The organism is Scandinavium sp. NPDC088450, from assembly GCF_044900545.1.
In the GTDB taxonomy this organism is placed as follows: Bacteria; Pseudomonadota; Gammaproteobacteria; order Enterobacterales; family Enterobacteriaceae; genus Scandinavium.
On the sequence record NZ_JBJDNI010000037.1, the window covers coordinates 19,511 to 35,213 of the forward strand.

Annotated in this window: 15 protein-coding genes; 3 read left to right on the plus strand and 12 right to left on the minus strand. The window is 55.0% G+C overall.

Annotated elements, in window-relative coordinates; genetic code table 11:
• Positions 1–49 precede the first annotated feature (49 nt).
• Positions 50–1,087 carry an oxidoreductase gene (locus ACI2I2_RS22770; protein WP_404660032.1) on the minus strand — a complete coding sequence of 346 codons (1,038 nt, stop codon included), beginning with the start codon at positions 1,085–1,087 and terminating at the stop codon, positions 50–52.
• A gap of 685 nt (positions 1,088–1,772) precedes the next feature.
• Here ACI2I2_RS22770 and yhhY point away from each other — a divergent pair.
• Positions 1,773–2,267, plus strand: coding sequence for an N-acetyltransferase (yhhY, locus tag ACI2I2_RS22775; protein WP_404660033.1), 495 nt, complete (start codon positions 1,773–1,775; stop codon positions 2,265–2,267).
• Positions 2,268–2,368: 101 nt separating this feature from the next.
• On the opposite strand, the gene ggt is transcribed toward yhhY, so the two are convergent.
• Positions 2,369–4,165: a gamma-glutamyltransferase gene (gene ggt / locus ACI2I2_RS22780; RefSeq protein WP_404660034.1), complete on the minus strand. Its 1,797-nt coding sequence runs from the start codon at positions 4,163–4,165 to the stop codon at positions 2,369–2,371.
• A gap of 124 nt (positions 4,166–4,289) precedes the next feature.
• On the opposite strand from ggt, the gene ACI2I2_RS22785 reads away from it, so the two are divergent.
• Positions 4,290–4,700, plus strand: coding sequence for a DUF2756 family protein (locus ACI2I2_RS22785; protein WP_404660035.1), 411 nt, complete (start codon positions 4,290–4,292; stop codon positions 4,698–4,700).
• On the opposite strand, the gene ugpQ is transcribed toward ACI2I2_RS22785, so the two are convergent.
• The 10 genes from ugpQ to livK all read right to left on the minus strand — a co-directional run bounded on the left by ugpQ (position 4,697) and on the right by livK (position 14,768).
• On the minus strand, positions 4,697–5,434 hold the full coding sequence (gene ugpQ / locus ACI2I2_RS22790) for a glycerophosphodiester phosphodiesterase (RefSeq protein ID WP_404660036.1): 738 nt from the start codon (positions 5,432–5,434) through the stop codon (positions 4,697–4,699). The genes ACI2I2_RS22785 and ugpQ overlap by 4 nt on opposite strands.
• Positions 5,431–6,504, minus strand: a complete 1,074-nt coding sequence (locus ACI2I2_RS22795) for a sn-glycerol-3-phosphate import ATP-binding protein UgpC (protein ID WP_404660037.1) — start codon at positions 6,502–6,504, stop codon at positions 5,431–5,433. Before ACI2I2_RS22795 ends, ugpQ begins: the two co-directional genes overlap by 4 nt.
• Before the next feature lies 1 nt (position 6,505).
• Positions 6,506–7,351, minus strand: a complete 846-nt coding sequence (ugpE, locus tag ACI2I2_RS22800) for a sn-glycerol-3-phosphate ABC transporter permease UgpE (RefSeq protein ID WP_404660038.1) — start codon at positions 7,349–7,351, stop codon at positions 6,506–6,508.
• On the minus strand, positions 7,348–8,235 hold the full coding sequence (gene ugpA, locus ACI2I2_RS22805; RefSeq protein ID WP_404660039.1) for a sn-glycerol-3-phosphate ABC transporter permease UgpA: 888 nt from the start codon (positions 8,233–8,235) through the stop codon (positions 7,348–7,350). Before ugpA ends, ugpE begins: the two co-directional genes overlap by 4 nt.
• Positions 8,236–8,363: 128 nt before the next feature.
• Positions 8,364–9,680: a sn-glycerol-3-phosphate ABC transporter substrate-binding protein UgpB gene (ugpB, locus tag ACI2I2_RS22810; RefSeq protein WP_404660040.1), complete on the minus strand. Its 1,317-nt coding sequence runs from the start codon at positions 9,678–9,680 to the stop codon at positions 8,364–8,366.
• Positions 9,681–9,927: 247 nt separating this feature from the next.
• Positions 9,928–10,641 carry a high-affinity branched-chain amino acid ABC transporter ATP-binding protein LivF gene (gene livF, locus ACI2I2_RS22815; protein ID WP_330984162.1) on the minus strand — a complete coding sequence of 238 codons (714 nt, stop codon included), beginning with the start codon at positions 10,639–10,641 and terminating at the stop codon, positions 9,928–9,930.
• A 1-nt stretch (position 10,642) separates the two neighbouring features.
• Positions 10,643–11,410, minus strand: coding sequence for a high-affinity branched-chain amino acid ABC transporter ATP-binding protein LivG (livG, locus tag ACI2I2_RS22820; RefSeq protein WP_330984161.1), 768 nt, complete (start codon positions 11,408–11,410; stop codon positions 10,643–10,645).
• Entirely contained in the window at positions 11,407–12,684 is a 1,278-nt protein-coding gene (gene livM / locus ACI2I2_RS22825) for a branched chain amino acid ABC transporter permease LivM (protein WP_404660041.1), read from the minus strand. Before livM ends, livG begins: the two co-directional genes overlap by 4 nt.
• Positions 12,681–13,607 (minus strand): high-affinity branched-chain amino acid ABC transporter permease LivH, encoded by a 927-nt coding sequence (livH, locus tag ACI2I2_RS22830; protein WP_404660042.1) that lies wholly within the window; start codon positions 13,605–13,607, stop codon positions 12,681–12,683. The genes livM and livH overlap by 4 nt, the downstream gene beginning before the upstream one ends.
• A gap of 51 nt (positions 13,608–13,658) precedes the next feature.
• Positions 13,659–14,768, minus strand: coding sequence for a high-affinity branched-chain amino acid ABC transporter substrate-binding protein LivK (gene livK / locus ACI2I2_RS22835; RefSeq protein WP_404660043.1), 1,110 nt, complete (start codon positions 14,766–14,768; stop codon positions 13,659–13,661).
• 421 nt (positions 14,769–15,189) lie between these two features.
• On the opposite strand from livK, the gene panM reads away from it, so the two are divergent.
• A complete protein-coding gene (panM, locus tag ACI2I2_RS22840; protein WP_404660044.1) occupies positions 15,190–15,573 on the plus strand; it encodes an aspartate 1-decarboxylase autocleavage activator PanM in 384 nt (127 codons plus the stop codon).
• Positions 15,574–15,703 lie beyond the last annotated feature (130 nt).

The following is a 15,703-nucleotide window of genomic DNA, read 5'->3' on the forward strand; positions in this document are numbered from 1 at the left end:
GACTCCTCTGTTCAAAATTTATGAACAAGTGCAGAGGAGCCAAATCCGCTTATTTAGCGAGGGTTATGGTGGCAGGAGAAGCCTGTTCGAAGCCCCGCTCGAGGATCTCAATATTGGTCAGAACTTCAGATTCCTTGATGTAATACGGCGCACCAGTCGTGAGTGTCGCGTACAGCGCATCGTACACGCGGCCGTAATCGCCCGTTTCCGGTTTCACTTCTTCACGTACGCTAACACCTTCTGCGTTCATATATTCCAGTTGGCCGATACTGTCATCCGCGCCAAAGCCCGCGTCGCCCGGCATGATGTTGGCCTTCAGGCTGGTTTCCTGCTGATCGATGCCGTATTTGAAGTAAGACCCTTTGGTGCCGTGAACGATAAACTTCGGAGCGTCGATTTTCACCAGATGGCTGGTTTTCACAATCGCCTTCAGGTTGCCGTAGAAGAGCTGCGCCTCGAAGGTATCGTCCGGGTTGGCCGGGTTGCGCACGCTGCGAATGTCATACGACACATGATCAGGGCGACCAAACAGCGAAATAATCTGGTCCATGGTGTGCACGCCAAGGCCGTAAAACGCACCATCCTGCGGTAAACCCGGTTTCGTTTCCGCCACCGGACGGTACATATCGAAATGGCTTTCGATTTCCACGATATCGCCGAGCTTACCGCTCTCAATCACTTTTTTCGCCGTCAGGAAGCAGGAGTCAAAGCGACGATTCTGATACGGCATGACCGTCAGCCCTTTGGCTTTAGCCAGTTCGAACAACGTTTTCGCTTCTGCAAGCGTCGGGGTGAAGGGCTTTTCCACCAGCACGTTTTTACCCGCTTCGAGCGCGCGCTTCGCATAGTCGAAATGGCTGTCGGCGTGAGTACACACCACCACCAGTTTGACCTGCGGATCGTTCAGCACTTCGTCGAGATCGCTGGTGAAATGAATATGTTGATACTGAGGATGCTGCTCTTCCGGCTTCGCGCTGCGGCGGTAGATATGCGCCACCTGCCAGGTGTCTTTGCGGTTAAGCACGTAAGGAAGGTGATAGCGCGTGGTGCTCTTTCCAAAACCAATAAATGCACAGTGTAGGGTCATGGCTCAGTCCTTATTGAAGGTTGCTGCCGACTACCATAGCGCATGTTTGTGTTGGGTGTCGCGTGAAACCCATTGCCCGGTGGCGCAAGCTTACCGGGCCTACGTTCCCCTGTAGGCCGGGCAAACGCAGTGCCGCCCGGCATCTGGTTCCCTGCGGCCTGATGCCCTCTCCCCAACCCTCTCCCACGGGGCGAGGGAGCAAACCACGGGCGCATTTTCCCTAATTAGTTGGCGTTGTAGCAAGGCGGCAAGGGAGCTTATCCCCAGGAGCTTACTTCAGTAAGTGACTGGGGGAAGTGAGTGCAGCCAACGCCGCTACGGCGTCAAATAAGACGGGAAAAAAAAAAGCCAGCACCCGGCTGGCTATAAAAAATAATACTGGAAGCAATGTGAGCAATGTCGTGCTTTCAGGTTCTCCGTAGGGGTCTCCCTGAACGCATGGCAATAATAATCATTATCATTCGCACTTGTCTAGCGATTTTTAACAAAAAACAGCAGTTGACGAATTTTTGTGATTCAGAGAGGGTTAAAGGGACATCAATCTTCCCCTAAATAGTTCGAGTTGTAGAAAGGCGGCAAACCTGAGAGTCCCCAGGAGCTTACTTAAGTAAGTGACTGGGGTGAGCAGGTGCGGCCAACGCATCTACAGCTCGAAATATGACGGGGAAAACAAAGGAGAAGAGGAATGAGTACTAGTGAGATAGTGATACGCCACGTACAAGCTGCCGATGCCGAAGCTTTGCACCAGATGCATACCCATCAGGACGTCTATCACGACACACTACAAATTCCTCATCCTTCCATGGACATGTGGCACGAGCGCGTGATGCGTAAACCCGGAAGACGGCAGCTAGTGGCCTGCATCGATCAGCGAGTGGTGGGTCATCTGGCGCTGGACGTGATGGAAAACCCACGTCGAAGCCATGTTGCGACATTTGGGATAAGCATTGCGTCTGAGTTTCAGAATCGCGGCGTGGGCAGTGCGCTGATGCGTGAGATGGTGAACCTGTGCGACAACTGGCTGCGTATCGAAAGAATCGAGCTGACGGTGTTTGTCGATAATCCATCGGGGATCGCACTGTACCGCAAGTTTGGGTTTGAAATTGAGGGAACGGGCAAAAACTATGCGTTGCGTAATGGTGAGTATGTGGATGCTTACTTTGTGGCGCGGATGAAATAGTTCGACTGACATTGCCCGGTGGCGGCTACGCCTTACCGGGCCTACATGGCGATGTCCTGTAGGCCGGGCAAACGCAGTGCCGCCCGGCAATCAATCAGGAATCAATACCCCGCCGTCAAATCATCCACAGAACGCGGGTCTGAAGCCCCATACAGCGTGCCGTCCGGGCCGACCATAATACTTTGAGTGCTGCCCATCGCTTCTTTCGCCGCCACTTTCTGCCCTTTCTGTTCCAGCAGCTTCAGCGTGTCCGGGCTAAAGCCCTTCTCCACTCGCAGCTCGTCAGGCAGCCACTGATGATGGAAGCGCGGAGCGTTGGTCGCTTCGGCTACGTTCATCCCAAAGTCGATGGTATTGACCACCATTTGCAGCACGGTGGTAATGATTCGGCTGCCACCCGGGCTGCCCGTCACCAGCCAGGTTTTGCCGTCTTTCACCACGATAGTGGGCGACATCGACGATAACGGGCGTTTGTTCGGCCCAACAGCGTTGGCATCACCGCCTACCAGACCATAGACATTCGGCACGCCAGGCTTGGCAGAGAAATCATCCATCTCGTTGTTCATCAGAATGCCAGTATTCCCCGCCACGATCCCTGTTCCGAAGGTGGTGTTGAGGGTATAAGTCACCGCCACAGCATTCCCGTCTTTATCCACGACAGAGAAATGCGTGGTCTGATTGCTTTCATACGGTGCCAGTTTGCCCGGGCGAATTTCGCTCGACGGTTTGGCTTTGTTGACGTCAATCTCGCTGGCGATGGATTTGGCGTAATCCTTGCTGGTCAGCGCCTGCCACGGCACTTTCACAAAATCAGGGTCACCGAGGTATTCCGAGCGATCGGCGTAAGCATGTTTTTCGGCTTCAGCCATGATTTGCATCGCATCGGCGCTACCAAAGCCGTATTTGTGCATATCGAAGTTTTCCAGAATATTGAGGATTTCAACGATATGAATGCCGCCAGAAGAGGGAGGAGGCATGGAGAAAACCTGGTAACCACGGTAATCCCCGCTGATGGGCGTACGTTCGACGGCTTTGTAATTCGCCAAATCCTCTTTGGTCATCAGCCCGCCGTTTTTCTTCATTTCTTCGGCAATCTGATCGGCAATAGACCCTTTATAGAACGCATCCGGGCCATTTTCGGCAATCATTTCCAGGCTCTTTGCCAGATTCGCCTGTACCAGTTTGTCGCCTTTTTTTAGCGGCTCGCCGTTTTTCCAGAAGATGGCTTTGCTGTTCTCATGACTGGGGATCACTTCGCTGCCGTAGGTTTTCAGGTCATTGGCCAGCGCATCGTTAACCACAAAACCTTCTTTCGCCAGTTTGATTGCCGGACGCACGACTTTATTGAGCGGCATTGTGCCGTACTCTTTCAGCGCTAATGAGAAACCAGCAACGGTGCCTGGCGTGCCGGAAGCCAGGTGTGAAGTCAGGGATTTTTTGCTGTCAGGATTGCCCTGATCATCGAGGAACATATCGCGAGTAGCCTGAGCGGGAGCCATTTCACGGAAATCGATCGCCGTCGTTTTGCCGTCTTTGGTGCGTAACAGCATAAAGCCGCCACCGCCAAGATTACCGGCCTGCGGGTGCGTGACCGCCAGTGCATACCCCACGGCCACCGCGGCATCTACTGCGTTACCGCCCTCCTTCAAAATATCGACTCCGACTTTCGTCGCCGTTGCATCTACCGAGGCCACCATGCCCTGTTGAGCACGAACGGGATGGAAAACATCTTCTTCAACGCCGTAAGACACCGCCGGGGCGGGTGCAGATTGAGCGGTTGCGGAAGGGGTCGAAACAGGCGGAGCCGAAACAGGCGGCGGCGTGGCCCCGACGGTGAAACAGCTTCCTGCCAGCAGAGCAGCTATCGCCGCCCCGCGCCAAAAACGGGTTTCAATCATTGTTCTTCTCCAGGTGAAAGGATTTATGCTCCCGCTTAAGCCTGGTTCACAATTCTTAAAAAATCATCGTGGTGCGCGAATGGGGGTAAACTTAAAGGAGCCCTCAAAAGGGGAGGAGGAAAAAATGAAAAGGTTATTACTTCTTGCGGCGCTGATGCCGTTCGCCGTGCTTGCACAGCCGTTAAACCCGACCAACAACCCGAATCAGCCGGGGTATGTGATCCCCAGTCAGCAGCGGATGCAAAATCAGATGCAGAGCCAGCAGATTCAGCAAAAAGGGATGCTCAACCAACAGTTGCAGACCCAGACGCAGCTACAGCAACAGCATCTGAAAACGCAGTTGAACGACAATCAGCAACGGGTGATGAATGCTCAGCCGGGGGAGCAAATGCTGCCCAACACCAACGGCGGGATGTTGAGCGGCAGCAGTAGCGACAAAATGTTAAACAGTTCGTCGCAGCAGCACATGCTGCCGCAAACGCAGAACGGCGACCTGCTGAGTACGCCGTCCAACCCGCAGCCGCTGTCTCGCTAGCGGAAATCTGGCCCGATAACATCAATCGCATCGGTACAGATGCAGTCCACGCCCCAGCGCAGCAGCTCTGCCGCACGCTGGGGTTTGTTGACGGTGTAAACCAGAATATGCAGCCCTGCCGCCTTCAGCATGTTCACCCGCGCTTCATCCAGCAGCTTGTGGTACAGGTGAATTGACACGCAGCCCAAACGCGTCGTCAGCGCTTGCCAGTCATCACGCCAGTCTTCCAGCAGCAGTCCGCGTGGCAGTTCAGGCGCAGCTTCCTGAGCGGCTTCCAGCGCATCAATTTCAAAAGAAGACAGTAACGGCGGCGTCATGCCTTGCCACAGTTCGCGGGCAGCTAACGCGACAGTTTTGCCGGTCAGCGGGCCAGTGCCTGTTGTGGGCTTAATTTCAATATTCGCCATCATGCCATGCTGGCGACAACGCTCCGCCACTTGCGACAACAGAGGCAGCGGCTCGCCTTTAAATTCACTGCTGTACCAGCTTCCCGCATCCACTCTCAGCAGTTCATCCCAACGCAATTCCCCCGCCACACCCCAGCCGTTGCTGGTGCGCTCAAGGTTGTCATCGTGGAGCAGGAAAATCTGCCCATCTTTCGACAGCTTGGCGTCAAACTCGATCATCGTGTGACCGTAGCGTGCGCCGACGTCAATCGCCGCCAGGGTATTTTCCGGAGCCCGCTTGCCGCCACCACGGTGGGCGACAATGCGCGGGTAAGGCCAGTTACTCATACACGTTGTCCTGTTTCACCCTCAAACAGATGCAGATGGTTTTCCGGCAAATGCAGCCACAGTGTGCTGCCCGCCTGCGGGCGCTGTTGATGCGGCAGACGCACCACCATTTTTTGCTCGCCCCAGCGGCCGTGCGCCAGGTTATCTGCACCCAAAATTTCCAGCGTATCCATCACCAGCGGTACGCCTCCTTCGGCCTGTGAGCTTAGCGCAATATGCTCCGGACGAATACCCAGCGTCATTCGCCTTCCGGCATAGCCGCGATGCTGCCAGTTCATCGGTAACGCCATGCCACTCGCCAGTTCGAAATGGGTGCCCGATGTACTGACATGCCCTTCCAGCAGGTTCATCGCCGGGCTGCCAATAAAGCTCGCGACAAAGCGTGTGGCGGGCTTTTCGTAAACTTCTACCGGCGTGCCGATCTGCTCGGCAACGCCTTTATTCATCACCATCACGCGCTGAGCGAGGGTCATCGCCTCGACCTGATCGTGAGTGACGTACAGTGACGTGGTGTTCAGACGGCGATGCAGCTGCTGAAGTTCAAGGCGCATCTGCACACGCAGCTTTGCATCAAGGTTCGAGAGGGGTTCATCAAACAGAAACACCGCCGGGTCGCGTACAATCGCACGGCCCATTGCCACACGCTGGCGCTGGCCGCCGGAAAGCTCACGAGGCCGGCGTTTCAACAACGCATCCAGTTCAAGAATGCGCGCCGCCTCTTTCACTTTCTCAGCGATATGGCCTTTGCCCATGCCGCGGATCTTCAGGCCCCAGGCCATGTTCTCCTCCACACTCATGTGCGGATAAAGCGCGTAGTTCTGGAACACCATCGCGATGCCGCGCTCTTTCGGTTCCAGCTCCGTCACGCGCTGGCGGTCAATCCAGATATCACCACTTGATACGCGCTCAAGCCCCGCCACCATGCGCAGCAGCGTCGATTTTCCACAGCCAGATGGCCCTACCATCACGATAAATTCGCCGTCGGAAACGTCCAGCGTCAGCGGCTGGATTACCTGGGTTTTGTTGTTGTCCCAGCTCTTGGTAACCGCCTGTAATTTCAGTCCTGCCATCTTATTTCTCACTGTCCACTAAACCACGCACGAACGCGCGCTGCATGGCTAAAACGATAATAACGGGCGGGATCAGGGTCAGCAGCATCGCCGCCATCACCTGATTCCACGCTGTGGTGCCTTCGCCGGTGGCGATCATCCCTTTGATCCCTGCGACTGCCGTGCCGAGGTTCACATCCGTAACGATCAGCAGCGGCCACAGATACTGGTTCCAGCCGTAGATAAAGGTGATCACAAATAACGCCGCAAGATTGGTTTTCGACAGCGGCAGCACGATGTCGCGGAAAAAGCGCATCGGCGAAGCGCCGTCAATGCGGGCCGCTTCCATCAGCTCATCCGGCAACGTCATGAAGAACTGACGAAACAGGAACGTTGCCGTGGCAGAAGCCATCAACGGCAACGTTAGCCCGGTGTAGCTGTCGAGCAATTTGAGGTTGGCGATCACTTCCACCGTCGGAAAAATACGCACTTCGACTGGCAGCATCAGGGTGATAAAAATCATCCAGAAGAACAGGTTACGCAGCGGAAAGCGGAACCAGACAATGGCGAAAGCCGACAGCATCGACACCGCGATTTTGCCCACCGTGATGGTGAACGCCATGATGAAACTGTTGAGCAGCATCAGCCAGAACGGTGCGCTGTTCGTGCCAACGCCCTGCAACCAGATGGTTTTCAGGTTATCCAGCAGATGCGAGCCTGGAATGAGCGTCATCGGTGTAGCGAAGACCGCTTTGTCATCCAGCGTCGCGGCAACAAAGGCGACGTAAAGCGGGAAAAGGATCACCCCAATCCCGAGGATCAGCATGATGTGGCTAAACCAGGTCAGCCCGCGACGATGTTCAATCATTGATAGCGCACCTTACTTTCCACGTAGCGGAACTGAACCACGGTCAGAATGATGACGAGCAGCATCAGCACCACCGACTGTGCGGCAGACGCCGACAGGTCGAGGCCCGCAAAGCCTTCGCGATAGATTTTGTAAATAAGCGTGGTGGTGGCCTGCACCGGGCCGCCTGCCGTCGCCGCGTCGATAACCGGGAAGGTATCGAAAAAGGCGTACACCAGATTCACCACCAGCAGGAAAAAACTCACCGGGGCGATAAGCGGCAGCGCGATAGCAAAGAAACGCCTCACCGGACCCGCGCCGTCGATGGCTGCCGCTTCCACCAGAGAACGAGGAATGGATTGCAAGGCGGCGAAGAAGAACAGGAAGTTGTAGCTTATCTGCTTCCACACCGAGGCAAACACCACCAGGAACATCGCCTGCCCGCTGTTCTGCGCGTGGTTCCAGTTGTAACCCACCAGCTCCAGCCAGTGCGTTATCAACCCGCGCCCAGGGTTGAAGAGGAAAATCCACAACACTGCCGCAATCGCAGGCGCAACGGCATACGGCAGCAGCATTAATGTTTGATAGAGGCGGCTACCGCGCACCACGTAATCGACCAGCGCGGCGAAAAACAGCGACACCAGCAGGCCGCTGACTGTCACCAGGCCACTGAATTTCAGGGTGGTCCAGAAGGCGTCGAGGTAGTAGCTGTCATGGAACAGGGCGATAAAGTTATCAAGCCCAACAAACTCGCTCGACAGCCCGAACGGATCGACGCTTTGCAGCGAATACCACAGCGCTTCGCCCGCAGGCCAGATGAAGAAAATAACGGTAATGATCAGCTGTGGCGCGACCAGCGCATAAGGCAGCCAGCGCGAGCGAAATACCGGACGGGATGATGACATTGCGATGATCTTTCCTGATTGAAGCAAAGTGCACGGTGCTCCCCCTCTCCCCGGCCCTCTCCCCCAAGGAGAGGGAGAAAAGAAATCCCCTCTCCCTTTGGGAGAGGGTTAGGGAGAGGGGAAAAACATTAAGACTTCGTTGATTTCTCAAAGCGACGCAGCAGTTGATTCCCACGCTCTACAGCGGCATCCAGCGCCTGCTGTGGGGTTTTCTTGCCGGTCCACACCGATTCCAGTTCTTCATCCACAATGGTACGAATCTGCGGCATGTTGCCCAGACGCAGACCTTTGGTGAACGGCAACGGCGGCTTGTTCAGCATCTGGCGTGTGGCCGTGTCTGCCCCAGGGTTCTTGTCATAGAAACCTTGCTGGCGAGTCAGGTCATAGGCTGCTTTGGTGATCGGCAGGTAGCCCGTTTTCTGGTGCCACTCTGCGGCGATTTCCGGTTTGGTCAGGAAGTCGAGGAACTCGGCAACGCCTTTGTAGGTGTCTTTATCTTTGCCCTGCATCACCCACAGGCTGGCCCCGCCAATGATGGCGTTTTGCGGCGCGCCTTTGGCATCTGCGTCGTATGGCATCATCCCTACGCCGTAATTGAATTTGGCGTACTGACGGATATCGGCCAGTGAGCCAGAAGACGCGGTCGTGATGGCGCAATCCCCGTTATAGAACTTCTCGGTCGATTCATCTTTACGCCCGAAGTAACTGAAATCGCCTTTCTTGTTCAGCTCTTCCAGCATGGCGATGTGCTTCACCTGCTCCGGCTTGTTGAATTCCAGCACTGCATCGGTGCCGTCAAAGCCGTTGTTTTTGCTGGCAAACGGCAAGCCGTTCCAGGCGCTGAAGTTTTCCAGTTGGATCCAGCCCTGCCAGCCGCTGGCGTACCCGCATTTCATGCCTGCGGCTTTCAGTTTGGCGGTGTACTCTGCCAGATCCTGCCAGGTTTTCGGCGGCTGATCCGGGTTTAACCCGGCTTTCTTGAAAGCGTCTTTGTTGTAATACAGCACCGGGGTGGAGCTGTTAAACGGCTGGCTCAGCAGGTGGCCAGTTTTGGAGTCGGTGTAGTAACCCGACACCGTCGGCACAAACTGCGATTCATCAAACTTGATGCCCGCATCGTTAAACACTTCATACACCGGTTTGATGGCTTTCGACGCCATCATGGTCGCGGTACCGACTTCATACACTTGCAAAATAGCGGGCGCATTGCCAGTACGGAAAGCCGCGATCCCTGCGGCCAGGCTCTGTTCGTAGTTGCCTTTGTAAATCGGCACAATTTTGTAGTCAGGGTGCGCATCGTTGAAACGCTGCGCGAGGGAGTCAACTTCTTTGCCTAACTCCCCTTCCATGGAATGCCAGAAAGGTATGGTGGTAGCAGCCATCGCCTGAGAAGCAAACGCCAGACCCAGAGTGACGGCTAAAGCGGTGTGTCGTAACGATGTCATTCGGTTATCTCTCTTGTTATGTCAGATGCGCGAAATCACGCGTTTTATGCTCGCGAGGTAACATGACATGCTCGAATGACAGAAAAATAACCGAAAGATGACGAAGCGGTGACAGCCAGGCTTCAGAGGGGTGATGGAATGGTGACAGTGCGAGGATAAAAAAGCCGGGTGGCGGCTTCGCCTGACCCGGCCTACGTTTCAGGGTTGGTAGGCCCGGTAAGCGCAGCGCCACCGGGCAAAAAACAACTCAGCCCCCTAAATAAGCGCTACGCACAGCCTCGTTAGCCAGCAGCGCATCGCCGGTATCTTCCAGCACCACGTGGCCGTTTTCCAGCACGTAGCCGCGGTCGGCAAGCTTCAGTGCCTGGTTGGCGTTCTGCTCGACGAGGAAGATGGTCATCCCTTCTTTACGCAGCTGTTCGATGGTGTCGAAAATCTGCTGGATGATGATCGGCGCCAGGCCCAGAGACGGTTCATCAAGCAGTAACAGACGCGGTTGGCTCATCAGCGCACGCCCAATCGCCAGCATCTGTTGCTCCCCACCGGACATCGTCCCCGCACGTTGAATACGACGCTCCCACAGGCGTGGGAACAGCTCGTAGACCCACTTGATGCGTTCCTGATACTGGCTGCGATCGGCAAAGAAACCGCCCATTGCCAGGTTTTCTTCCACCGTCATGCGGGAGAAAACGCGACGGCCTTCCGGCACAATCGCCACGGCTTCACGCATGATTTTTGCGGTCTGCCAGTCGGTAATGTCTTTGCCATCAAAGGTCACGCGGCCACTGCTTGCTCGCGGGTCGCCGCACAGCGTGCCGAGCAGCGTGGTTTTGCCCGCGCCGTTCGCACCAATCAGGGTGACGATTTCCCCCTGATTGATATGCAAACTGACATCATGCAGCGCCTGAATCTTGCCGTAGTGGGCACTTACCTTGTCAAAAGACAACATCACTTTTTCCATCTTATGCCTCACCAAGGTATGCGCGGATCACGTCCGGGTTGTTGCGAATTTCTTCCGGCGTGCCGTTTGCCAGCGGCGTGCCCTGATTCACGACATAAATGCGGTCGGAAATCCCCATCACCAGCTTCATGTCATGTTCAATCAACAGGATGGTGGTGTTGTGATGGCTACGCAGCTCGGCAATCAGTTCATCAAGCTCTTTGGTCTCTTTCGGGTTTAAACCTGCAGCCGGTTCATCCAGCATCAGGATTTCCGGCTGCGTCACCATGCAGCGAGCGATTTCCAGCCGACGCTGGTCGCCATACGCCAGATTGCTCGCCTGGCGGTTCGCATGCTGAAGCAGACCAATACGTTCAAGCCAGGTGGCGGCCCTGTCCAGCGCTTCACTTTGCGCTTTACGGAACGACGGGGTTTTCAGCAGGCCAGAGAACACGCCGGTTTTCAGCTGCTGATGTTGCGCCACCAGCAGGTTTTCAATCACCGTCATTTCACGGAACAGGCGCACGTGCTGGAAAGTACGCACCACGCCCATCTGGGCAATCTGCTGGCCCGGCATCCCTTCGAGATGCTTATCACGCAGCATGATGCTGCCGCCCGTCGGTTTGTAGAAACCGGTCAGGCAGTTGAACACCGTGGTTTTGCCCGCACCGTTCGGGCCAATCAGCGAGACGATTTCCTGAGGATGCAGTTCAAGATTGACGTTATTGACCGCCAGCAGGCCGCCAAAGCGCATCATCAGGCCGTTAACAGATAACAATGGCTGGCTCATGCCTGCTCTCCTTTGGTCTGTCCGTTTTTCAGTTTCAAATGCGGACGGGTCATCGGCAGCAGCCCTTGCGGACGCCAAATCATCATCAGAACCATCAGAGCACCCAGCATCAACATGCTGTATTCATTGAAATCACGCATCAGTTCGCGAGAAACCACCAGCAGAATGGCCGCCAGAATGACCGCAAACTGCGAACCCATCCCGCCGAGCACCACTATCGCCAGCACAAACGCCGATTCGGCGAAAGTGAACGATTCCGGGCTGACAAAGCCCTGGCGAGCGGCGAACAGCGTGCCGGCGAAGCCTGCAAACGCAGCGCTGATGGTAAAGGCCGTCAGTTTGATACGAGTTGGGCTCAGGCCCAAAGAACGGCAGGCAATTTCATCTTCACGCAGCGCTTCCCAGGCACGGCCCAGTGGCATGCGCAGCAGACGGTTGATCACAAACAGCGTCAGCACCACCAGCAGCAGCGCGACCAGGTAGAGGAAAATCACGCGGTCGTTGGGGTCATATTTCACGTGGAAGAAATTGCTGAAGGTATCCCAGCCGCCTTCACGCGCGGTACGGCTGAACTCGAGACCAAACAACGTCGGTTTCGGGATCTGGCTGATACCGTTCGGGCCGCCGGTGATTTCGGTGTTGTTGAGCAGCAGAATACGCACAATTTCACCGAAGCCGAGGGTCACAATCGCCAGATAGTCACCGCGCAGGCGTAACACCGGGAAGCCGAGCAGGAAACCAGCGGCCGCAGAAACCAGGCCAGCTAACGGCAGACACGTCCAGAAACCGAGCCCGTAATAGTGGTTCAGCAGCGCAAAGGTGTACGCGCCAATCGCATAGAAGCCACCATAGCCCAGCACCAGAAGGCCAGACAAGCCCACCACAACGTTCAGGCCGAGACCCAGAATGATGTAGATCATCGTCAGCGTGGCGATATCGATGGTGCCGCGAGACACCATAAACGGCCATGCCACTGCGATAACCAGCAGCGCAATCAGGAACAGCTTTTGTTTAACGGTCGACCCGTCAATCGCAGGCAGAACAAACTTCGGCCCGCTGATACTTTTCATGCCCTTCTGGAAAGCAGGACGCAGCATCTGGAAGAAGAAGACCACGGCGGTGCCGATGAAAATCCACTGCCAGCGGATATCCGCGGCGGTGTCGACCACCAGTTTAGTGCCACTCAGTTCCAGCTGAACGCCCATGAAAACGGCCGCCAGCACGAAGAACATGGCGGCAGAGAGCAGCGCCATCGCAAAATGCATCGGTTTCATACTTTCTCTACCTCCGGACGACCCAGGATCCCGGTCGGCATCACCAGCAGCACCACGATCAGCAGCGCGAACGACACCACGTCTTTGTACTCAGTACTCAGGTAGGCAGAGGAAAGGGCTTCAGCGACGCCCAGAATCAGGCCGCCAATCATGGCGCCAGGAATACTGCCGATGCCGCCGAGAACCGCTGCGGTAAAGGCTTTCATCCCGGCCATAAAACCGATGTAAGGGTTGATTACGCCGTAGAACTGACCGAGCAGCACGCCCGCCACCGCCGCCATTGCCGCGCCAATCACGAAGGTCAGCGCAATCACACGGTCGGTGTTGATGCCGAGCAGGCTCGCCATCTTCAGGTCTTCCGCACACGCACGGCACGCACGGCCCATGCGGGAATAACGGATGAACAGCGTCAGCGCCAGCATCGCCACAAACGTCACAATCCAGATAACGAGCTGCATGGTGGTGATGCTGGCGGAGAAGTTATCGCTGGCTCCCACAATCCATTGGCCGTTGAACAGGCTCGGCAACGCGATGTCGCGCGAGCCTTCGGTCAGGCTAACGTAGTTTTGCAGGAAAATGGACATCCCGATGGCGGAGATCAACGCAATCAAACGCTTAGAGCTGCGAACCGGGCGATAGGCCACGCGCTCAATACTCCAGCCGTAGGCGCTGGCAATCACAATCGCGCCAACAAACCCGGCGGCGACCAGCAGCCAGCTGGTGTCGATGCCCATCATCATCAGTGCCGCGATGATCATGAACGACACGTAGCTGCCAATCATGTAGACCTCACCGTGGGCGAAGTTGATCATCCCGATGATGCCGTACACCATGGTGTAGCCGATGGCGATCAGTGCATAGGTGCTTCCCAGCGTCACGCCGTTAAACATCTGCTGCAGAAAATAAAGGAACTGCTCTGACATAAAGTAACCTTTCTTATAACCGCCCGGCAGGTAAGCGGGCGGGGGATCTTATTATTTGGCGACGGTGGACGAGCCGTCCGCATGCCATTGGAAGACACCAAACTCAAATCCCTTCAGATCGCCTTTTTCATCCCAGTTCAGCGGCCCAATCACGGTTTTAGCCCCGTTAGCTTTCAAATCTTTAATTAACGCCAGCGGATCTCCGCTGCCGGTACGATCCATAGCGGTCGCCAGAGACTGTACTGCGGCGTAAGTGATCCACACGTAAGGACCGCTCGGATCTTTCTTCTCGGCTTTCAGCGCATCAACGATACCTTTGTTAGCCGGGTCCTGGTCATAACGTTTAGGCATTGTCACCAGCATGCCTTCGCCCGCTTTGCCCGCGATGTTGGACAGCGAAGCGTTACCCACACCTTCTGGCCCCATGAATTGGGTTTTCAGGCCAACAGAACGCGCCTGACGCAGGATCTGACCCATTTCAGGGTAGTAACCGCCGTAGTAAACGAAGTCGATATTTTCTTTCTGCAAACGAGCGACCAGTGCGGAGAAGTCTTTTTCACCGGCCGTGATGCCGTCGAAGAACACGACGTTGGCGCCCGCTTTCTTCAGGTTGTCCTGAACGGAACGCGCCAGGCCTTCGCCGTACTGCTGTTTGTCATGAATGATTGCGATGCGCTGTGGCTTCACTTTATCCAGAATGTATTTCGCCGCGGTTGGCCCCTGAGAGGAGTCCAGGCCTGCAGTACGCATGATGTACTGGTAGCCACGCTGGGTCAGCTCTGGGTTGGTCGCGCCCGGAGTGATCATCAGAATGCCTTCGTCTTCATAGATATCAGACGCAGGTTGAGTAGATGAGGAGCACAGGTGGCCGATAACGTATTTGATGCCATCGTTAACCACTTTGTTCGCCACCGCGACGGCTTGTTTCGGGTCGCAGGCATCGTCATATTCCACCGCAACCAGTTTGTCGCCTTTGATGCCACCGTTGGCGTTGATGTCTTTGATAGCCTGACGCGCGCCGTTAAATTCCATGTCGCCCCACTGTGCGACCGGGCCAGACATCGCGCCAATCACCGCGACTTTAATGTCTTTTGCCAATACCGAATGCGACATCGCCAGTGCCACCATGCCCGCAATCAGTGTTTTTGCATTCCGTTTCATCGTTCCATCCCCGCTCGTGATGTAATTTGTATAATTTTTGTATTTTTCTGGTTAAAAAGCATTCTGTACTTTTAATGCACAACGCTATTTTTGCCAGTCTCTTTAATGGTTTAGCGATGTTTTTTGCCAAAAACCTGACTAAAATCTCTATTTTTCAGTCGATTAAGCAAAGATAATATTCTGTATTCAGACAGAGTTAAACAAAAAAAACCGCCATTTTCAGCATAAAATAAGGGTACAAAGGACCGAATAAATCACTACCTTTCAGGTTAAAATTCTGCCTATTTTTCGATCCATAACGCATTGCACTGCCAGCGAATGACGGAGAAAACGAATCCCCTGTCATTCAGCATAAAAATAGAAATCGGCGAACCGAGAAATTCGATAAACTCGGGGAAAACTTTTTAACGGATAGCTTCACATGAAACTGACGATCATCAGGCTGACAACGCTCAGCGAGCAGGACATTATCGATCTCGGCAAGATCTGGCCGGAATACAGTGCGGCTTCTCTGCAAATGGATGAAGAGCACCGAATTTACGCTGCGCGTTTTAATGAAAGACTGCTGGGCGCGGTAAGAGTGACGATAAAAGGCAATCAGGGGGCGCTGGATTCGCTGCGCATTCGTGAAATCACACGCCGACGCGGTGTGGGCCACTATCTCGTCGAAGAAGTGCTGCGTAATAATGCAGAGATAACCAGTTGGTGGATGGCGGATGTCGGGGTCGAAGACAGAAGCGCGATGAATGAGTTTATGCAGGCGTTAGGCTTTACTGCTCGTGAGAATGGGTGGGAGAAGCGTTAGTCCTGAACTCGCCCCTCTCCCCTGCCCTCTCCCGAGGGGCTGAGGTATCCCCACAAAAGTGAAAAGCACGATGAAGTGTGATCTACTGGTTGCGCTAACAAAACAGAAGAGACCTCATCGTGCCTTTACA